Here is a 20,475-nt window from a genome sequence, read left to right as displayed (position 1 = left end):
ATTTCTCTTTAATCTTCTTCTGAAGTATTTAACACGGCTAAAAACGCTTCCTGTGGAAGCTCAACACTCCCGATGGATTTCATTCGTTTTTTACCCTCTTTTTGTTTCTGCAGTAGTTTTTTCTTACGTGAAACATCGCCCCCATAACATTTTGCCGTTACATTCTTGCGCAATGCCTTCACATTTGTTCTGCCGATAATTTTAGCACCAATTGCTGCTTGTATCGCAACATCGAACATTTGACGAGGAATAATCTTTCTCAGCTTCTCAATCAACACCTTGCCTCGTTGTACTGCCGTGGCTTTATGAACAATAATCGCTAATGCATCAACAGGTTCACTGTTCACCAAGAATTCAAGCTTCACAAGGTCATCTGCTTGGAAACGTTTGAAATCATATTCCATCGAAGCATACCCTCGACTGGTTGATTTCAAACGATCAAAAAAGTCTAGAACCACTTCATTCAAAGGCAATTCATAATGGATAGATACCTGGTTCCCGACATACTGCATATCTTTTTGAACGCCACGTTTCTCCAAACATAGCTTCATCACAGCACCCACATACTCGTTCGGCACTAAAATATTAGCTTGGATGATCGGCTCACGAATCTCTTCAATCAAACTCGGGTCAGGCAAACTTGAAGGGTTATCAATATCTAACAACTCACCTTTTTTCGTTAACACTTCATAAATAACAGTCGGCGCTGTCGTGATCAGATCCAGGTTATACTCACGTTCAAGCCGTTCCTGAATGATCTCCATATGCAGCATTCCCAAAAAGCCACAACGAAAGCCAAAACCAAGTGCATCGGAACTTTCCGGTTCAAAATGAAGCGCCGCATCATTCAAGCGTAACTTACGCAAAGCCTCTCTTAAATCTTCAAAGTCTTCTGAACTGATCGGGAAAAGACCTGCAAAAACGCGCGGTTTGACAGGCTTAAATCCAGGCAAAGGATCAGACTCATTTCCGGAAATGGTAATCGTATCCCCAACAGGTGCGCCGTCGATATCTTTAATACCTGCAATAACATATCCTACTTCACCCGCTGACAATGCCTCTCTAGGCGTACGTTTCGGTGTGAAAATCCCCACCTCGTCAACAACATACTCTTCCTTTGTTGACATGATTTTCATTTTGGTTTTCTTACTGATTTTACCGTCAATGACTCGAACCAGTGACACAACCCCTAAATAATTATCGAACCATGAATCAATAATCAACGCCTTTAATGGTGACTCTAAATCGCCTTCTGGAGATGGGATTTTTCGCACAATTTCTTCTAGTGTCTCTTTGATGCCGATTCCTGATTTAGCACTGGCATGCACGGCATCATGGGCTTCAATCCCAATAATCTCTTCAATTTCATCCACCACACGTTCAGGCTCTGCCGCTGGCAAATCAATTTTATTAAGCACAGGTAAAACTTCCAACCCCTGCTCAATCGCAGTATAACAATTAGCTACGGTTTGTGCCTCAACCCCTTGCGAGGCATCAACAACCAGTAAAGCACCTTCACAAGCTGCCAGAGAACGAGAAACTTCATAAGAAAAATCCACATGGCCTGGCGTATCGATAAAGTTCAATTGATATGTCTGACCATCATCCGACAAATAATTCAATGTCACACTTTGTGCTTTAATGGTGATGCCTCGTTCACGCTCCAGATCCATTGAATCTAAAACCTGAGCAGCCATTTCCCGGTCTGTTAAACCACCGCACAAATGAATAAATCGATCTGCAATGGTCGATTTACCATGGTCGATATGAGCAATAATTGAAAAGTTACGAATATGTTCAAGCTGGTTTGACATTTATGCCTCAATTTTTAAACAGTAATCGATTCATTAAAAACAAACTTAAAAAAGTTACAAAAAAGGGTGTCTAGTTCTTTTAAGCTAGACACCCTTCGCATCAAAAACATGAATGAATCGTTTGATAACAAATATCCGCGTATTTTACGCTAAATTGTTATAAATCTCACTTGTTTATAAGATTTAGTTCTCTCAAACCCAATCATAATTAATTTAATACCAGAGGAAGGAACACGGAACGTTTCCCTCTAACCACCCTGACAGGAAGCGAACGACCTTTCGGAGCTGCAGAAACAATTTCATTCAAAGCCTTAACGGATTTAATGGGTTTGAAATTAATTGTTACCAAAATATCTCCCGGCATAATGCCTGCACGGTCTGCTGCACTGCCTCGTTTGACTTTAGAAACACCGACACCAAAAGGCAAATTCAATTTATCAAGCACCTTCGGATCGATTTCTTTCATCATCACACCCAAAGTCGTATTTTCAGCCTCTGCACCAGCAGAAGCCAACTTCATATCATCTAACGACTTCAAGCGAACTGTCAGCGTTTTATAATCTCCATTCCTTAAGATTTTAACTTTGATTGACTCTCCCACAGCGGAGTTCCCTACAATGGGAGGTAAATCTGCTGACTTTTGGATTGTTCGACCGGCAAATTCAATAATAATATCACCCGGTTGAATCCCCGCCTCACTGGCTGCCGAACCTTTTTCCGTTGAGGTAACTAACGCTCCCATCGGTCTTTTCATATCAAATGATTTGGCTAAATCACCTGACACTTCTTGAACACCAACTCCTAGATAGCCTCGTTCAACACGCCCTTTGGTTTTAAGCTGATGTGCAACATCCATCGCAATATCGATTGGAATTGAAAATGAAAGCCCCATTGAACCGCCACTATTACTGTAAATTTGAGCATTAACACCAATGACTTCACCGCTTGTGTTTAAGAGCGGCCCGCCAGAGTTTCCAGGGTTTATCGCAACATCAGTCTGGATAAACGGCACATAAGTATCATCGGGAAGTGAGCGACCCAAAGCACTGATAATGCCATGCGTGACGGTGTAATCCAACCCAAAAGGTTCACCAATCGCCATTACCCATTGACCCACTTTTAAATCTTTAGACGTTCCGATTTTGGCAACCGGCAGATTTTTGGCATCCACTTTTATCACGGCAATATCTGAACGCTCGTCACTACCAATCACCTTCGCTTTCAATTCTCGGCGATTGCTCAGCTTCACAACAATATCATCTGCATCCGCGACCACATGGTGATTGGTAATGATGTAGCCATCCGATGAAATAATAAACCCTGACCCCAACGAGCTCACCTGTTCTTGATGACCGCCCCTAGGATCTTGCCCTTCAGGAATTCCAAAGAAGTAACGCAACATCTCATCAGGCATTCCTCTTAATTGAGGATGGTCAGGTCTTTCAACTTTCTTCAAAGTACTGATGTTCACCACTACTGGGCTATTTTCAGAAGCCAACTGAGAAAAGTCGGGGAGTGTAACTGTCGGTCCAGAGGCATGTACTGAAGAAAAGCTCAGTGCCAGCACCAGAGCCACCCAAATACCATACAAAGATTTTAGTTGTATTTTCATTTTGTCTCCTTACGAAGATTGAACTATTTGTTTTAAAACAGGTAACTGGGGCCGATAATATTTTTTTGTGATTCCCCACCCAAGGAGCAACCCTATAACACCACCGACAATCGCAACACCATCTTGCGACGATACTTCAAATAAAAAAGCGATGGCAACTTTGAACAAGATTGCACCAATAAAAAGTCCTAATAATGGTAAGCCATATCCCATTAAAGAATGTTTAATTAACTGTGACTCATCCATTGAGAGAATAACTTTATCACCTTCTCTCGCTCCTAATGTATTAATGACCTGGATTGGCGCTGTCGCTTTAGGCGAAAACAATTGTGCCAGTACCGAGGTACCGCAACTTTTTTGCGTCTGACACCCGCTACAGCCTGTTTCACGTTGTGTTGAAACATAAGCCATGCCATCCTTAACTTTTTCTACTGTGCCCTGAGCAAGCAATTCACCGAGTTCGGAAACAGATTCCGCCTCCGCCTCAGTTTGTAACAAGTTCCGACCTTTCATCTTTCAACAACCCCGCCCTTTTATTCTTAAGATTATGGTAACATTATTTGGTTTTTCAAGAAGGATCAGGCAGGAATTTCATTGAACGCAACGAACGCACAAGAAACAGATGTACTCGTCATCGGAAGCGGCATTGCAGGGTTATCAATCGCCCTTAAGTTAGCACGTCATTATTCAGTGACTTTAATTGCGAAAGCTTCATTGCAAGAAGGCAGCTCGGCTTATGCGCAAGGTGGCATTGCAGCGGTTCTGGATCCTTTTGATTCGGTTGAATCCCACATCAAAGACACAATGAATGCGGGCGCAGGTTTATGTGATAAAAAAACCGTACGCATGGTGGCTGAAAAAGGCGTTCAATCCATCTATGAATTAATTGAAATGGGCGTTCCTTTTAGTAAGCAAGCCCAGTCTGATCGTTACCACCTCACAAAAGAAGGCGGCCACAGCCATCGTCGCGTCATTCATGCAGCGGACCATACAGGAAAAACGGTTACGGAAACCTTAGTAGATCTGGTTAAAAACACACCAAATATTACAATGATGCCCAACCATATGACGGTAGATTTGATTTTAAATTCCAGCCGCACTCGTTGTATTGGTTGCTATGTTTTGGATCAATCGAACAACCATGTCAAAACCCTTTTGGCACATTACACGGTTTTAGCCACAGGGGGAGCCAGTAAAACGTATCTGTATACCAGCAACCCAGACACCTCGACAGGCGATGGTATTGCCATGGCGTGGCGTGCCGGGTGTTCTGTTACCAATATGGAATTTAACCAATTCCACCCGACTTGTTTGTTTCATCCAAAAGATCGTTCCTTCTTAATTTCAGAGGCGGTTCGAGGTGAAGGCGGTATTTTGAAACTGCCATCTGGCGAAGCCTTCATGCAACAGTACGACGAACGTGCAGACCTGGCACCTAGAGACATAGTGGCACGAGCCATTGACCAGGAAATGAAAAAACATGGTGTGGACTGCGTCTATTTAGACATTTCGCACAAACCTACGGAATTCATCATTCATCACTTTCCAACCATTTATGCTCGTTGCTTAAAAGTCGGTATTGATATTACCAAAGAAGCCATTCCAGTTGTGCCGGCGGCACATTATACCTGTGGTGGCATTTCAACCGACCTCAATGGACAAACCGACATTCAAAACTTATTCGCCATCGGTGAAACCGCTTACACTGGCTTACACGGTGCAAACCGCTTAGCCAGCAATTCGTTGGTTGAAGGGTTAGTCTTTGCTGAAACCGCCTATCAATCGATTCATAAAGCATTTAACAAGCAACCCCCTATTCAAAAAGACTGCATCAAAGATTGGGATGATCGATACGTCACCGTTCCGAAAGAAAAAATTCTAATCAGTCACGATTGGGACGAAGTTCGCCGATTGATGTGGGATTATGTTGGTATCGTCAGAACCGACAAACGCCTCAAACGCGCTCTAAAACGTATCAAGGTCTTGAAAGAAGAAATCAACGAGTACTATCGAGCACATACCCTGAACTCAGACTTACTTGAACTCAGAAATCTCACCCAAGTAGCCGAACTAATGGTTAAAAGCGCACTGCGCCGTAAAGAAAGCCGCGGACTCAACTACAACCTCGACTACCCTGATATGAAAAAACGCAGTCGACCGACGGTACTGAGGCCTAAAAAAACAAAACCCACTTAAAAGTGGGTTTTATTAGCCGGTTAAACCATCTTCACGTTTTAGCCATTGCGCAACGGAATGGACTCATCCGCATTTGCGACTTGCTCAATTAAACCTTCAGACGCCAACTTATCTATATCAATCACAATGACCATGCGTCCCTTAGAACTCTTCGACATCGCAATCTCTTTAGTGTCTTCTTTGTCTTTATCTGCTGCTTCTGGGTCTTTAATGGTGGTTAACCCTTGGATATATTGACTGTCAATCGAGTTTGAAATATCAGGCGGCGACTGCAAGGCATTCATATCAAACTGGTGTACGTCAGAAACGGCATCCACGACCAGCCCAACAATTCTTTCACCTTGACTGGTAGCGATATTCACCACAATGACCACAGTGGTTGCACTGAATTCCGCAGCCATCTTAAACCGCTCACGTAAATCTAAAATCGGTACAATCGTTCCACGGATATCAATCACCCCTTTGACAAAAGCCGGAACATTCGGAAGCGGGTTCGGCTCCTGCCAACCGCGGATTTCTTGCACACGATCAATCGCGATGGCAAACTCTTCTTTCCTCAGTTTAAACGTTAAAAACTCTTTATTTTGTTCCGACACTGCATTTCTCCAAAATCCTACTTTATTTAAGAGATATTACCGACTCAGCTTGAGATTATCAATCACTAATTTTTTATCATTTCAAATGACACCAAGGCATGAGAGTGGTTCAACAACCTCGCCTTATCAATGTATAATAAGCCTAACACTCAATCCAAGGAAGAATTATGAATGTAGATTGGAAAGCTTTTTTAGCCGATAAAGGCGCGATTTTTAACGATAAAGAAGAAATCATCACCTTTGGTCAACCCGAAATCGAACGATTCATGGTAAAGAATGGACCAGTCATCGCCAGCTTGGCACATCAGGCATTAATTAAAGTGACCGGTGAAGAAGCATTTGATTTTCTTCAAGGTCAGCTAACCAATGATTTAAAAGACATCTCTGAACAACAAGCACAACTATCTGCTTATTGTGAACCGCAAGGTAAAGTACTTGCGATCATGACCGTCTTTAAACATCAAGGCGCGCTTTACCTCAGTTTTGATGGTTCTTTAAAGCAATCCATCTTGCAACGCCTAACCATGTTTAAAATGCGCTCCAAAGTAGAACTGGAAGACGTTTCGGAACAAATGATTCAAGTCGGTTATGCAGGCGATTTCGCAGACTTGGATGTGCAACGTTTGCTTTCAACCAAAATCAAAAATATTTATGAAGTAGAGCAAGTTCAAGATGAGACGCTTTCGGATATCATCGCGGTCAAGCTGCCTGGACCTTACCACTGCTATAGTTTCTTTGGTCCGGTTGAACAAACCAAATTACTTTGGAACACCTTGAAAAACAACGGTGAATTCACCAACACCCAAGACTGGAACTTGCTCCATATTGTCAGCGGACAACCGCAAGTCAATGACACCACATCCAATGAGTTCATCGCCCAATTCTTAAACTTAGACAAACTCGATGCCATTAACTTCAAAAAAGGCTGCTTTCCAGGGCAGGAAGTCATTGCACGCATGTTTTACCGTGGTAAGGCCACCAAGCGTATGATGCGACTTCACTTGGAAGAAGTGTTGCCTCTCGAGACTGGTGAAACCTTTAAACTGGTGGATGAGGCAGACAAAAACTATAAATTCACCACCGTTTTGTCTGCACCAGATATTTATGAGGGCACCGTTTGCTTGGCGGTCACCACGATAAAACCATTGGAAAGCATACAAGGTCAGTTAAGAACTGAAAATGGTGCGGTTGCAAATATCGAACCCCTACCTTACGATTTAACGGAAGAGTAAGATCGGATAAATAAAAACAGCCAGGCCTGGCTGTTTTTATTCAATCTTTTCCTTGTCTCTTGTAGACAGTCAGAAACAAAAAAGCCGCATTGTCTGCGGCTTTTTTATTGCTTTAAGGCAGCTAAATTAATCTGCTTGCCTCATATGCGGGAACAACAAAACATCTCGAATCGTTGGTTTGTCGGTAAACAACATCACCAAGCGGTCAATCCCGATTCCTTCCCCTGCGGTTGGCGGCATACCATGCTCAAGCGCCACAATATAATCTTCATCATAATGCATCGCTTCGTCATCTCCGGCATCTTTCGCTTCAACCTGTGCTTTAAAGCGTTCCGCTTGATCTTCCGCATCGTTCAACTCGTTAAAGCCATTCGCCAACTCTCGTCCACCAATGAATAATTCAAAACGATCAGTAATAAACTGATTATCGTCATTACGACGCGCCAGAGGCGACACTTCTGCTGGATATTCTGTAATGAACGTTGGGTCCATCAGCTTTTCTTCCACGGTTTCTTCGAAAATTTCCGTCCAGACCTTGCCTAGCCCATAGCTGTCTTCCACATGCACATTCAACGACTTCGCCAATGCACGAGCCGATTCTAAGTCATCCAGGTTTTCGGCTGTGGCACTTGAGTTGTATTTCAAAATTGCATCTTTCATGGTTAAACGCGCAAACGGTTTACCGAAATCAAACACCTGACCTTGGTAAGGCACCTGAGAAGAGCCAACCGTCATTTCTGCCAACTCTTTTAACAATTCTTCCGTGTAATCCATCAATTGATTGTAATCGGTGTAGGCAGAATAGAATTCAACCATCGTGAACTCTGGATTATGACGAGTTGACAACCCTTCATTACGAAAGCTTCGATTGATTTCAAAAACTTTTTCAAACCCGCCCACAACCAAGCGCTTTAGATAAAGCTCAGGCGCAATTCGTAAATAAAGCGGCATATCCAACGCGTTATGATGCGTATGGAACGGTTTGGCCGTTGCTCCACCCGGAATCACATGCATCATCGGCGTTTCAACTTCCATAAAACCTTTTTGAATCAAAAAGTTGCGAACATGTTGTACGATTTTTGAACGAACCATAAAAGTGTCACGACTTTCTTCGTTCACAATCAAATCCACATAGCGTTGACGATATTTGATTTCCTGATCTTGCAGGCCGTGAAATTTATCCGGTAAAGGACGCAACGATTTGGTAATCAGCTCAATATGCTCAACATGAACAGACAACTCGCCGGTATTGGTTTTAAATAAATACCCTTCTGCACCAACTATATCCCCTAAGTCCCATTTTTTGAATTGCGTATTGTAGAACCCTTCAGGCAACTCATCACGTGTCACATAAATCTGAATACGACCATGTGTATCCTGCAAAGTAGCAAAACTGGCTTTCCCCATAATACGACGCAATAACATACGACCAGCGACTTTGACACGAACAGGTTCCATCTCAGCCAGTTCTTCTTTACTGAAGGCGTCATATTGTTCATGAAGGTCACTCGACACATCGTTACGTCTAAACGTATTTGGGTAAGAGTGGCCGGCTTCACGCAGTGCCGCTAATTTCGCACGTCGTTCCGCAATGATTTTATTTTCATCGACTTCAGGAGTTGGGTTTTCAGGGTTTGCCATGTTGCTTCCTATTCAATACTTGTAGTTAGTTAGGGTTGAATTCTATTGTTATAATTAATCTTCTTTTACTTTAGACACCGGCCTTTAAACTAGGGATGATAAACTGATCCAAATCCCCATCCAATACGCCATTGGTGTTACCGGTTTCGACGTTGGTACGTAAATCTTTAATCCGTCCGGAATCCAGCACGTAAGAACGGATCTGACTTCCCCAGCCAATGTCCGACTTATTTTCTTCCATTTCTTGTTTCTCAGCGTTGCGGCTCAACATTTCCAGCTCATATAACTTGGCACGTAACTGCTTCATTGCTTCAGCCTTGTTTTGATGCTGAGAACGACCGTTTTGACACTGTGTCACCGTATTGGTTGGTAAATGCGTAATCCGTACCGCCGATTCGGTTTTGTTGACATGCTGCCCACCCGCACCACTGGCACGATACACATCGATGCGTAAATCAGCTGGATTGATTTCGACTTCAAAACTGTCATCAATTTCTGGCGAAATGAAAACCGATGCAAATGAGGTATGACGTCGATTCCCGGAATCAAATGGTGACTTACGTACCAGACGGTGTACCCCGGTTTCCGTTCTTAACCAACCGAAAGCATAATCGCCTTGCACATGAACGGTAGCTCCTTTGATACCAGCCACATCTCCGGCCGATATTTCTAAAATCTCAGCCTTAAAGCCATGACTTTCCGCCCAGCGCAAATACATACGAAGGATCATATTCGCCCAGTCCTGCGCTTCGGTGCCACCTGAGCCAGATTGAATCTCTAAATAACAGTTATTGGCATCCAATTCACCGGAAAACATACGTTGAAATTCAAGTTGCTCCAGCTTTTCTTCCAAACGCGCCAACTCAGACACCACTTCATCGACCATTTCCTGATCGGCATCCATTTCCGCCATTTCCAAAATCTCATGTGCCGACTCCAGACTGCTCTCCAAGTCCTGAATGGTGGTCACCACATTATCGAGTTGAGATTTTTCTTTTCCTAAGGCTTGTGCACGCTCCGGTTCATTCCAAACACTAGGGTCTTCTAATTCGCGTTCAACTTCAACCAATCGTTCTTGCTTGGTATCATAGTCAAAGATACCCCCTAAGCACTTCGGTGCGCTCAGTAAAATCTTTGATTTGGGTGTAAATTGGATTTAATTCCATAACTTTTAATAGGCTTTCATCTTAAAAGCGAAATAATACCATTTTTCACCTTTATTATCAGCAGTGTAACGCGACAATTTTTCGCTTAGCCCCGAAACAATCGCTTTTATTTTCGACGCATCCATTTTTACTTAAGTTTTTACCAAAACGGCCGTTACCCAGATTAGAGAAAATGCTTTCTTAAACATTAAATTACCGATAAGATAAGCACTAAACACAACAAATACAAAAACTTATAAGAATTCTCTATTTGAAATGGAACAGAGACTTGAACCAAATCACTTTCCATTTGTTTTTTTACATTGCCAGAAAAGGAAATTGTTATGCCCATCTCAAACATCCCTCCCGGGTTAATGGCTTATCAAAAACTTGCGGGACACGACAACCGAAACGAGCAAGCACAATCCGCTAACAAGTCTGAACAGCATCCTGGACAAGGCCAAATCAAAGCCGATCAAATGACCATCCGAAATGAGCGACAAGCCAGCTTGGTGGCGCACTTATTTGGCGATTCAAGCAAAGCCATTGAAAACTCGCTCAAAATGACCTTTCAGGCGGCGATTGAAAAACTGAATGAAACCTTGACGCCCGAACTGGGTGAAAACGCCATCAGTCAGGAAGCACTGAAAAAACAAGGTGGCATGGAATATTGGACGCCGGAAAATACCGCTGGCCGAATCGTCAGTGGCGCCACCGCTTTCTTGCCGGCTTTTCAAAAAGCTCACCCTGAACTGGAAGGCGAAGCTTTAATGCAGGAATTCATGAGCGTTGTTGGTGGCGGACTGCAACAAGGGTTTGATGAAGCACAAGGCATTTTGAGTGATTTGAATGTATTTGATGGACAGGTCAAAGACACGTTTTCGGCGACGACCGATTTGGTCTCAAAAGGCATGGAAAACTTCAGACGTGAATTTTTAGGCTTACCGCCTTTAGAAGAAGCGGAAGTGACTGACTCTGCTGAAGAAGAGCAAGTGCCTTCTGAGCCTAACACTTAAAATTTAAACAAGACAGCAACATCAAAAAGCCCTCAATATTGAGGGCTTTTTGATATCAAACTTTGTTGATCCCAAAATAGCCAGGCCTGGCTATTTTTACACAACACTACACAACGCTAATTACACTTATGCTTTTACGCCATAAGCAGCTTGTAAGGTATTCTGCAACAATGTTGCGATCGTCATCGGGCCAACCCCACCCGGAACCGGCGTAATCCAACTGGCTTTTTCTTTGGCAACATCATACTCAACATCACCGCACAGCGAACCATCATCCAGACGGTTTATCCCCACATCAATGACTATGGCGCCGTCTTTAATCCAGTCGCCTTTCACCATGTTCGGAATCCCGACACCGACGACCACCAAATCCGCTTCCGCAACTTTCTGAGGTAAATCTTTGGTTGCACTGTGGCAGACTGTGACCGTTGCACGTTCATTTAACAGTTCCAACGCCATTGGCACCCCTACAATATTCGAAGCACCGACCACAACCGCATTCAAACCACGCAGTGGAATGCCCGTTTTTGCCAGCATCGTCATCACGCCATGTGGTGTACAAGGGGCTAATTCAGGCAAGCGTGTCGCTAAACGTCCCATGTTATATGGGTGAAACCCATCCACATCTTTTTTCGGATCAATTCGTTCAATAATTTCTTCCGGATCAATATGGTCAGGCACAGGCAACTGAACGATGATGCCATGCACATCGTCTCGTGCATTCAGCTCATCAATCTTAGCCAACAGTTCGGCTTGAGACGTTTCAGCAGGCAACACCATCGACACATCGTTAAACCCAGCTTTTTCACAAGCAATCTTCTTATTCTTAACATACACTTGTGACGCAGGGTCTTCCCCGACCAGAATAACCGCAAGCCCAGGAGGCATTTTTCCTTCTGCCACCTGCGCTGCCACTTCTTTTTGAATCGAGTCTCTTAATTCCAATGCGATGGCTTTTCCATCCAAGATCTGTGCTGACATATTGATATCCTTATTAAAAGTCACGGAATACGCGATATGATAACTGATTTCGATTTCCGTGTAACAAAACTCAGAGCAAAAAATTTTTAATAAAAGCGAATTTTAGTTATTGACAGCTTTGCTTTCGCTCTATACAATACGCCGCATCTTTTCGGAGTATAGCGCAGTTTGGTAGCGCACCTGTTTTGGGTACAGGTGGTCGGGGGTTCAAATCCCTCTACTCCGACCAATTTTTATCTTGTTGATGCTTATTGATTGTCTATCAACACGGTATCGAGAGGTTCGATAGAGCGCCCATAGCTCAACTGGATAGAGCATCGCCCTTCTAAGGCGAGGGTTTCAGGTTCGAATCCTGATGGGCGTGCCATTTACGGTATGTCTTTCACACCACTATGGCGGATGTAGCTCAGTTGGTAGAGCCCAGGATTGTGATTCCTGTTGTCGCGGGTTCGATCCCCGTCATTCGCCCCATTTTTCTTCCCCCCTTACTTTTCAAACTAAAGCAACCATTATCTAACTACGTTAGTTTCTAAAACGTCATTAGTTTAACGCCTCAAAACATTCACCGTTGATATAACTGCTTTTTATAATGCTAGGCTTGGTAATTATTGGCCAACAAAGAATACAACTCATCTTCTTGAGCAAAGTGCAATTTTAAAATAGCTTCCAACCCATAAAGCACGCCAATCATAGCATTGCGTTGATGTTCGTCCCGCGGTTGATTCACCAGCGACAAATATTGATTACATAACTGAAGAATTTCTCCATGAGTTCGACTTAACATGGCCATTGGATCATTCCCCACCATTTTATGGGCCAACTCAGGATGTAGCTTTCGTTCATCTATTTGTTCATGTGGTATCAGTTTTTGTTCAATCAAACGTGCTAATTCAGCTATTTCTTCAGCCGTCACTTGTTGATGGCTGGCTAAACGGTCTGCCAGTTGACGCATTTGATCGAGCGTAGGCTGTAAGTCAGCATGCTGTTTTTGCAGTTTTTCTTGTTGCTCAACATTCAGAATACTGTCATGCGTTACAGGAAAACGCAACGCTCGAAGCGCATTAATAATGACTAATACATCAATCCCTTCTTGCAGCAGTGCTCCAACCAAGGGGGTAAGATACCCAAATGCAGCAAACAGCATGGCAATCAAGGACAACGTCATCCCCACCACCACACTTTGTTTGGCAATTGCTTGACTGCGCCTAGCAATTTGCACCCCATCGGCTAGCACATCAATCCGTTCAACCATTAATACAGCATCTGCGGCCTCTGAACTCGCCCCCGCGCCTTCTGCTCCCATTGCAACCCCAATATCAGCGGTGGCCAGCGCTGGCGCGTCATTAACACCATCTCCCACCATCATTGTGGTGCCTTGCTGGCGTTCCTGACGAATAATCTTTACTTTATCACCAGGATGAAGCCCTGCATAAACGTGATCCATCCCGAGAACGTGACCGATACTTTTTGCAATCTCAACTTGATCACCACTGGCCATTGAAAGGCTTTGGACGCCCGAAGCTCGAAGACTTCTTAAAGCTCTCGGAGCATCAGTACGGATTTCGTCTTGCAAAATCAGAGCGCCGCGAACCTGATGGTCTACAGATAACAGCAATAGCATTTGACCGTTATGACTGGAGCGTTTAAGCAATGAAACCACCCAATCAGAGGTAGGCGTTTGCATTGAGTCCAGCACCCATGAAGGTTGACCAATCATGATCTGTTGATTATTCAACATTCCCTGCACGCCTTTTCCAGCGACATCTTTAACCTGTTTTGGTATTAAGAGAGCTATATTCCGCTGTTTAGCAGACTCGACAATCGCATTTGAAACCACATGGAAAGAGGCTTGTTCCAGAGAAGCAGCCAACTGGAGAATGTCTTCATAAGTTAAACGGCCATCCGACTTAATATCAAGTAACCGTGGATTTCCCGTCGTTAAAGTTCCAGTTTTATCTAAAATAATCCGTTCACTGTTAGCCAAAGCTTCCAGTGCTGCGCCATTCTTAATCAACAAACCTTGTCGAGCTGCGGTAGATATGCCTGCGACCATCGCAATTGGTGCTGCGAGAATCAGAGGGCAAGGCGTTGCCACCACCAAAACGGCTAGCGCCCTGACAGGATCTCCGGAAAACAACCAAGCTCCCCCTGCCACCATTAGTGTTAAGGGAATGAACCATAAAGCATAACGATCAGCCATGCGGGTAAAAGGCGCTTTGCCCTTTTGTGCTTCCTGCACAAGGCGAATAATTCCTGCATAAGCACTGTTAGCAGCATCATGCACCGTTATTAAATCAAAAGGCTGTCCCATATTCAGCGTACCACTGCTGGCGGCTTGCCCTTCGGCATGTGTCACGGGAAGTGATTCTCCTGTTAAAGAAGACTCATCGAGTATTGCAGGACCACCTGAAACATAACCATCAACAGGCAGCACGGCACCTGTTTTAATCATCAGCCGATCTCCCGGTTGAAGCTCTGCAACCGGGACACTTTTTATGGTTCCATCCACATAACAATCCGCCATTGTTGGCACTCGACTGAGTAATTTGGTCAATTCCTGCTTGGCACGGTTGGCGGCATATTGCTCTAGCGATTGCCCACTGGCATACATAAGTGTAATAACGGCTGCTGCAAGGTATTCCGTTAACAGAAAAGCACCGGCAATTGCGAGGGCTGCTATAACATCCACACCGATTTTTTTATAGTGTAGACTTTTTATGATATCCCAGACCACCCAAATGAAAATTGGGATAGCGCCGATAATCCAGACTTTATCGGCCAAGTTCGCTTCATCAAAAGCATAAAGCGCTACCACACCGAATAGCGTTGTTAAAAACACCCACAGTAAAATTACATGTTTTAATAGATGCACTTAAAAGCCCTTTAATCAAGTGTGAATGGATTAAACCATAAAGAAAAAAAGATAATATTCATAATCATTGCCCGTGATTCTTCAGCCTTTAACAATACAATCGTTGATAACCATTCAAACAAATGCCTACTTTGCGGTTCCATTAGACTTTATCAAAACTAACAGCAATATTTACTTTTTCCTCTCACTTTTTAACTACTATCAATTTTTGTATAAAAAACAATGAGTAATAACGTAAAAACACGACATCAAAAACTTAAACAAAAACGTGGTTAATCAATATTAAAAAGTTTCCACTTCAAAAACGACAATAAATTATAATTTAAAATACGTATAAAAGAACTTAATATAAAGGGCGGTATTTTCTATGCTTACAGCAAAAAACCTTAATAGTATTCGAATCAAAAGTTCTATACCAATAATCACTCTGGCGGTTTCAATTATCCTTTTACTGGTCATTTTTTCTTGGATGCTTAAAATGCAAGAACATTCCATCCAGTTACAGGCAGAAAAATTTGTTCAGTCAATATCTTTAACTCTCAATGCAGACCGTGATCTATATCAAGCAAAAGAAGCCGAGCTAAACTTATTAGCTCACTATGGTTCATTCGAGGAAGAAAATAAATCTCGCCTCGAAAATGCTCAACAGGTTTTCGATCGTTATGCGAAATACCAAGAAAACATGCATGATTACCCTGATGTGTTAGCCAAATCGGCGAATTTTAAGTCTGATTTTGATGCTTGGAAAAAGCAATCGGACAATCTGGTGGCTGCGATAGAACAACAGGCTAGTCAAGCAGAAATTCTAGCCCTGCGAAAGAAGGCTGATCATCATTTCTCCGCACTACGAGACAATTTGGATAAAGCCGGCGAAGCAGCTCTATCCAAATCAATTGAAATGCGCGAACATTTAGCACAACAGCTTGATCAATTTCAGAACATTGCCACCGCGATACTAGGTGTGATTCTACTCGGTGCTCTATGGCTTGGTTATTCAATTCCAAAAAACATCTCCCGACAATTACACCACTCCATCGACACAGCCAACACCATTGCTAATGGTAATTTATCCACCCAGATCAACATCGAAACTAGAGATGAAACCGGCCAAATGCTGGGCGCAATGAAACATGTACAAGACACCCTAAAATCTTTATTAGAAGATATGCAACATATGTCTCAACAACATGATGCCGGCAACATTGATGTCAATCTTGACGAAAATAAATTCCAGGGCGATTTCCGAAAAATGGCCATAGGTGTCAATACAATGGTCGGTGAACACATTAACGTCAATAAAAAAGCCATGGCTGTTTTTGAATCTTTCGGAAAAGGTGACTTCAATGCCCATATTGAAAAACTGCCCGGTAAAAAAGCTTTTATCAATGAAGCCATTGAAGCGGTTCGCCACAACCTTAAAACCATTACCGATGATACCAATATGTTGATTCAGGCAGTCACGAACGGAAATCTTGATAAACGCGCAGATGCTAAGCAGCTCCAAGGTGACTGGAAACAAATGATTGAAGGGATTAACCGGATATTAGACGGTATCGTTCATCCCCTTAATGAAGCCATTAGCGTACTCAGAGAAATTGAACAAGGTAACCTGACCCAGACTGTCACCGGAGATTACAAAGGTCATCTGAATGACTTTAAGCAAACCGTCAACAATACGGTCATTAAGTTGTCGGACGTCATTGATCAGACAACATATGCATCACAAATTGTCTCTCAAGGTTCTCAAGAAGTGGCTCAGGGCGCAATGGATTTAAGTCAACGCGTACAGCAACAAGCAGCAGCCATTGAAGAAACTTCTTCGACCATGGAAGAAATGACGTCCAGTGTCAAAAGCAATGCTGAACAGGCAAAAGAAGCAGCAGATGTGGCACAGACGGTACAAGGCCAATCCAACACCGGTTCTACGGTTATGAAACAAACTATTGAAGCAATGAGTGCCATCCAGGAATCCAGTCATAAGATTTCGGATATTGTCACGTTAATTGACGGCATTGCCTTCCAAACTAACTTACTGGCACTCAATGCAGCGGTGGAAGCCGCACGAGCCGGTGACCACGGACGTGGTTTTGCAGTGGTGGCAGGAGAGGTGCGCTCTCTGGCGCAAAAATCAGCCGATGCCGCCAAAGAAATTACGGGCTTAATCACCGAAAGTGTTACACGTATTGATCAAGGCACACAACTGGCATCCGAGTCAGGTGAAGTTTTGTCTGGAATTAATCAATCGATCAATGAAGTCACACAGATGATTGAACAAATCGCTCAGGCATCAAGCCAACAAATGGAAGGCATCGTTCAAGTTCATAAAGCAGTTAACCAAATCGATGAAGTAACTCAACAAAATGCGGCATTAGTAGAACAAACAGCTGCCGCCGCTGACAGCATGAACGAACAAGCTGAAAGCTTAGACAGAAACATGACCTTTTTCAAAACCAATCAAACAATGAAGTTGACTCAAGCAGCCAAAAGAGAAACCCTTACCAAGGCTGTAGCGGAGAAATCTGTTCCTTCACAACCTCAGTCCACCAGCCCATCAAAGTCGGTAGCCAAGCCTGCCAGTTTGCCTTCAACTAAAAAACAAAACGAGTCAAAGACAGAAATGACAAAAGCTTCTGCCTCCTCTTCAAATGAGTGGGATGAGTTTTAAACAACTGTTTTTTGAGGTAAGCAACACATCTAAAACCACCAGGCCTGGTGGTTTTTTATTAGCGATACAACCGCTGATAAGTTCCGCCCGACACAACCAAATCTTCATGACTACCGGATTCTATAATATGACCATCTTCAAACACCAAAATACGATCGGCTTGTTTAATCGAACTTAAACGATGCGCCACAATAAGCGTTGTCCGCCCTGCCAGGAACGGTGCCAAATCAACATATAACTTACGCTCGGTTTCCATATCCAATGCAGAGGTGGCCTCATCCATAATCACCACTTTAGGGTCTTGTAAAATCATTCTTGCAATCGCGAGTCTTTGTCTTTGACCCCCGGAGAGTTTAATGCCATTTCGGCCCACCACTGTTTCAAGCTGATATTCCAATGCCTCAATGACCTCTTTTAACTGAGCCATTTCTAATGCTTGCCACAGCTTCTCATCCGGTAAGTCCTGACCTAAAGACAAATTAAACCGAACACTCTGCTGAAATAACACAGGCTGTTGCAATACGGTTGCGATATTTTCACGCACACGCTGTTGACCAATTTCTTTAATAGACACACCGTTATAGCAAATATCTCCAGACTCTTGTTCATAAAAGCCGAGTAACAACTGTACCAACGTGGTCTTACCGCCACCGCTGGCTCCAACAAAAGCTAATTTCTCCCCAGGCTCAATGGTAAAGTTCAGGTTATGCAATACCGCTTCTTCTTTACCAGGATAGTGGAAAGAAACATTTTTAACTTCAACAGATACTTCTTTGGCATCAAAAGGGTTTTTCAACGCTGGATAACGCGGTTCCTGTTTTAAATCCAATACTTGATTGATACGCTGCAAGGCACCACTCCCGGCACTGTAAGAGTATTGAATCGCTAAAATTTCCTGAACAGGCCCCATCATAAACCAAAGATAACCGAACACGGCCATCATCTCCCCAATGGATAAATTAGAAAAGACCACCATCAGAAAACTGACACCACGGAAAATATCAAACCCAATCAAGAAAATGAGAAAAGAGAGTCGACTGGCCGCTTCTGATTTCCAGGTAAACGCTTCTGAATGACGCTTAATTTCATAAGCACTCCCACGGATGCGCTGGAAAAAAGGACTGTCCTGATTCGCTGCTCGAACTTGCTGCAAAGCATCCAACGTTTCGGATAAAGACTGTTGAAAGGCATCCACCGCACTGTTTTCATCTTTTTTCAGCGTTTTTACCTTACGCCCCATACGCATCGTAAAATACACTACAACAGGGTTCATAAATAAAATAAACAGCGCCAGTTCCCAGTGTAACCATAATAGAACGGCGGTTACCCCAACCAGAGAAAAGACCGCTAAAATGAGTTTTCCAACGGTTGTCCCCAAAAAGGTGTCCAACGTATTGACATCGTTCACCATCGTCGCAGTCACACTGCCACTGCCCATCGTTTCATACTGAGACATGGCTACGCCTTGAATACGCGCTAAAAGATCGGTGCGAATACGATACGTGACGTCTTTAGAAATTAGAGTGAATTGCTGAACCTGCCAGACTCCAAAGGCCACACCGAGGATGCGTAGCAGAATCGTGGCCAACGTCACGATTAGGATATACCCCAGTGCCGTTTGCCAGCTTTCTGGAATAATATGGTTGAGTGAGTGAACAATCCATCCTGGTTGTTGAAGCAACACTTCATCTACCAAGAGCGGTAATAACAAAGGGAGCGGCACCGTGGCCATCATTGCCAAGAACGCAATAATATGGGCTTTAATCAAACGTGGTTTATGCTGCACCACCAAATCAAAAATACGCTGCCAGCTATAGGCTACTTGAGTCGGCTGGGTATCGTTTAAGTAAGAGTCATTTGCTCCCTCAACATTTCTATCTAGAGATGACTCATTCGATGAAATGTTGCTGGATGCTTGACTCATAATTTAAAGAGCCTTTTGAAATTCTCGGTGGTCGCGTTGGCCACTTCTTCGACAGATAACTCTCTGAGATGAGCAATTTCTTCAACCACATAGCGTGTATAACCGGGTTGATTGGTTTTACCGCGATAAGGAACAGGAGCTAAATAAGGCGCATCGGTTTCCACTAAAATTCGATCAAGCGGAACCATTTTTGCAACTTCTTTAAGCTCTTTGGCATTTTTAAAGGTAACAATTCCGGAAAATGAAATATAAAACCCTAAGGCCATGGCGGCTTCTGCGGTTTCAATATCTTCCACAAAGCAGTGCATAATGCCTCCGACCTGGTCGGCACCTTCTTCTTGCAAAATTTGTAAACAATCTGGAGTGGAATAACGGGTATGAATAATCAAAGGCTTGTTGAGCTGAATCGCCAACCGAATCATTTGGCGGAACCGATCTGCCTGCCAAGTCATATCTTCCTTTTCAGCATCAAAGTGATAATAATCCAGCCCCACTTCACCAATGGCCAACACCTTTGGGTGCTTTGCAGCTTCCAGCACTGCTTCATCAGTCACCACAACATCTTTCGTCTCACACGGGTGCACCCCAATTGCAGCGTACACCTCTTCATGAGTATCGGCCAGGGCGAGCACTTCATGCCATTGATCAGGTCCAATCGCAATACACATCATTTTATCAACGCCCAAATCATGAGCCTGTTGAATCACTTCTTCAGTGGTACCAATATCTTCTGGCAAAATATTTAAATGACAGTGAGAATCAATAATCATAAATGGTTTTG

General features: G+C 43.4%; 13 protein-coding genes, 3 tRNA genes and 1 pseudogene. 7 read left to right on the top strand and 10 right to left on the bottom strand.

Annotated features, from left to right (window positions below):
- Positions 1-8: 8 nt before the first annotated feature.
- The 3 genes from lepA to GHNINEIG_RS03605 all read right to left on the bottom strand — a co-directional run bounded on the left by lepA (position 9) and on the right by GHNINEIG_RS03605 (position 3,939).
- Positions 9-1,814, bottom strand: a complete 1,806-nt coding sequence (lepA, locus tag GHNINEIG_RS03615) for a translation elongation factor 4 (protein ID WP_135795380.1) — start codon at positions 1,812-1,814, stop codon at positions 9-11.
- A gap of 208 nt (positions 1,815-2,022) precedes the next feature.
- Positions 2,023-3,426, bottom strand: coding sequence for a DegQ family serine endoprotease (locus GHNINEIG_RS03610; protein WP_135795379.1), 1,404 nt, complete (start codon positions 3,424-3,426; stop codon positions 2,023-2,025).
- 9 nt (positions 3,427-3,435) lie between these two features.
- Entirely contained in the window at positions 3,436-3,939 is a 504-nt protein-coding gene (locus GHNINEIG_RS03605; RefSeq protein ID WP_135795378.1) for a SoxR reducing system RseC family protein, read from the bottom strand.
- Between the two features lie 81 nt (positions 3,940-4,020).
- On the opposite strand from GHNINEIG_RS03605, the gene nadB reads away from it, so the two are divergent.
- On the top strand, positions 4,021-5,622 hold the full coding sequence (gene nadB, locus GHNINEIG_RS03600; RefSeq protein ID WP_135795377.1) for an L-aspartate oxidase: 1,602 nt from the start codon (positions 4,021-4,023) through the stop codon (positions 5,620-5,622).
- A 38-nt stretch (positions 5,623-5,660) separates the two neighbouring features.
- On the opposite strand, the gene GHNINEIG_RS03595 is transcribed toward nadB, so the two are convergent.
- Entirely contained in the window at positions 5,661-6,218 is a 558-nt protein-coding gene (locus GHNINEIG_RS03595; RefSeq protein WP_135795376.1) for a chemotaxis protein CheW, read from the bottom strand.
- A gap of 167 nt (positions 6,219-6,385) precedes the next feature.
- Between GHNINEIG_RS03595 and ygfZ the strand changes: the two genes are divergently transcribed.
- On the top strand, positions 6,386-7,450 hold the full coding sequence (gene ygfZ, locus GHNINEIG_RS03590; RefSeq protein ID WP_189636921.1) for a CAF17-like 4Fe-4S cluster assembly/insertion protein YgfZ: 1,065 nt from the start codon (positions 6,386-6,388) through the stop codon (positions 7,448-7,450).
- A gap of 126 nt (positions 7,451-7,576) precedes the next feature.
- Here ygfZ and lysS read toward each other — a convergent pair whose 3' ends face one another.
- Together lysS and prfB are read right to left on the bottom strand one after the other, a co-directional pair.
- The gene (lysS, locus tag GHNINEIG_RS03585) at positions 7,577-9,091 is read right to left on the bottom strand and encodes a lysine--tRNA ligase (RefSeq protein WP_135795374.1); all 1,515 of its coding nucleotides are present in this window, start codon (positions 9,089-9,091) and stop codon (positions 7,577-7,579) included.
- A 70-nt stretch (positions 9,092-9,161) separates the two neighbouring features.
- Positions 9,162-10,257, bottom strand: a protein-coding gene (prfB, locus tag GHNINEIG_RS03580; protein WP_135795373.1) for a peptide chain release factor 2 whose coding sequence is annotated in 2 segments (ribosomal slippage) — positions 9,162-10,184 and positions 10,186-10,257 — 1,095 coding nt in all. Because the reading frame shifts where the segments join, the coding sequence is not laid out codon by codon here.
- A gap of 323 nt (positions 10,258-10,580) precedes the next feature.
- Here prfB and GHNINEIG_RS03575 point away from each other — a divergent pair.
- The gene (locus tag GHNINEIG_RS03575) at positions 10,581-11,252 is read left to right on the top strand and encodes a DUF5610 domain-containing protein (RefSeq protein ID WP_135795372.1); all 672 of its coding nucleotides are present in this window, start codon (positions 10,581-10,583) and stop codon (positions 11,250-11,252) included.
- A gap of 126 nt (positions 11,253-11,378) precedes the next feature.
- Here the strand turns inward: GHNINEIG_RS03575 and folD are convergent, their stop codons facing one another.
- Positions 11,379-12,233, bottom strand: coding sequence for a bifunctional methylenetetrahydrofolate dehydrogenase/methenyltetrahydrofolate cyclohydrolase FolD (gene folD, locus GHNINEIG_RS03570; protein ID WP_135795371.1), 855 nt, complete (start codon positions 12,231-12,233; stop codon positions 11,379-11,381).
- A gap of 152 nt (positions 12,234-12,385) precedes the next feature.
- Here folD and GHNINEIG_RS03565 point away from each other — a divergent pair.
- From GHNINEIG_RS03565 to GHNINEIG_RS03555, 3 genes are all read left to right on the top strand, one after another.
- Positions 12,386-12,462, top strand: a tRNA-Pro gene (locus GHNINEIG_RS03565).
- A 61-nt stretch (positions 12,463-12,523) separates the two neighbouring features.
- A tRNA-Arg gene (locus tag GHNINEIG_RS03560) sits at positions 12,524-12,600 on the top strand.
- Positions 12,601-12,628: 28 nt separating this feature from the next.
- Positions 12,629-12,704: transfer RNA gene (locus GHNINEIG_RS03555), tRNA-His, on the top strand.
- A gap of 121 nt (positions 12,705-12,825) precedes the next feature.
- Here GHNINEIG_RS03555 and GHNINEIG_RS03550 read toward each other — a convergent pair.
- A complete protein-coding gene (locus GHNINEIG_RS03550) occupies positions 12,826-15,105 on the bottom strand; it encodes a heavy metal translocating P-type ATPase (protein ID WP_135795370.1) in 2,280 nt (759 codons plus the stop codon).
- A 1,069-nt stretch (positions 15,106-16,174) separates the two neighbouring features.
- Between GHNINEIG_RS03550 and GHNINEIG_RS03545 the strand changes: the two are divergent.
- A pseudogene (locus GHNINEIG_RS03545) lies at positions 16,175-17,770 on the top strand (methyl-accepting chemotaxis protein); the annotation flags it as partial.
- A 58-nt stretch (positions 17,771-17,828) separates the two neighbouring features.
- Here GHNINEIG_RS03545 and GHNINEIG_RS03540 read toward each other — a convergent pair.
- Positions 17,829-19,694 (bottom strand): ABC transporter ATP-binding protein, encoded by a 1,866-nt coding sequence (locus GHNINEIG_RS03540; protein WP_135795369.1) that lies wholly within the window; start codon positions 19,692-19,694, stop codon positions 17,829-17,831.
- Entirely contained in the window at positions 19,691-20,464 is a 774-nt protein-coding gene (locus GHNINEIG_RS03535) for a TatD family hydrolase (protein ID WP_135795368.1), read from the bottom strand. The genes GHNINEIG_RS03540 and GHNINEIG_RS03535 overlap by 4 nt, the downstream gene beginning before the upstream one ends.
- Between the last annotated feature and the right edge of the window lie 11 nt (positions 20,465-20,475).

This window comes from Hydrogenovibrio crunogenus (assembly GCF_004786015.1).
GTDB lineage: Bacteria > Pseudomonadota > Gammaproteobacteria > Thiomicrospirales > Thiomicrospiraceae > Hydrogenovibrio > Hydrogenovibrio crunogenus.
This window is presented reverse-complemented; position numbering and strand designations above follow the sequence as displayed.

Excerpts from the sequence above, each read along its gene's own strand:
- lepA (WP_135795380.1), bottom strand. The coding sequence starts at position 1,814 with ATGTCAAACCAGCTTGAACATATTCGTAACTTTTCAATTATTGCTCAT.
- GHNINEIG_RS03610 (WP_135795379.1), bottom strand. The coding sequence starts at position 3,426 with ATGAAAATACAACTAAAATCTTTGTATGGTATTTGGGTGGCTCTGGTG.
- GHNINEIG_RS03605 (WP_135795378.1), bottom strand. The coding sequence starts at position 3,939 with ATGAAAGGTCGGAACTTGTTACAAACTGAGGCGGAGGCGGAATCTGTT.
- ygfZ (WP_189636921.1), top strand. The coding sequence starts at position 6,386 with ATGAATGTAGATTGGAAAGCTTTTTTAGCCGATAAAGGCGCGATTTTT.
- lysS (WP_135795374.1), bottom strand. The coding sequence starts at position 9,091 with ATGGCAAACCCTGAAAACCCAACTCCTGAAGTCGATGAAAATAAAATC.
- GHNINEIG_RS03575 (WP_135795372.1), top strand. The coding sequence starts at position 10,581 with ATGCCCATCTCAAACATCCCTCCCGGGTTAATGGCTTATCAAAAACTT.
- folD (WP_135795371.1), bottom strand. The coding sequence starts at position 12,233 with ATGTCAGCACAGATCTTGGATGGAAAAGCCATCGCATTGGAATTAAGA.
- GHNINEIG_RS03540 (WP_135795369.1), bottom strand. The coding sequence starts at position 19,694 with ATGAGTCAAGCATCCAGCAACATTTCATCGAATGAGTCATCTCTAGAT.
- GHNINEIG_RS03535 (WP_135795368.1), bottom strand. The coding sequence starts at position 20,464 with ATGATTATTGATTCTCACTGTCATTTAAATATTTTGCCAGAAGATATT.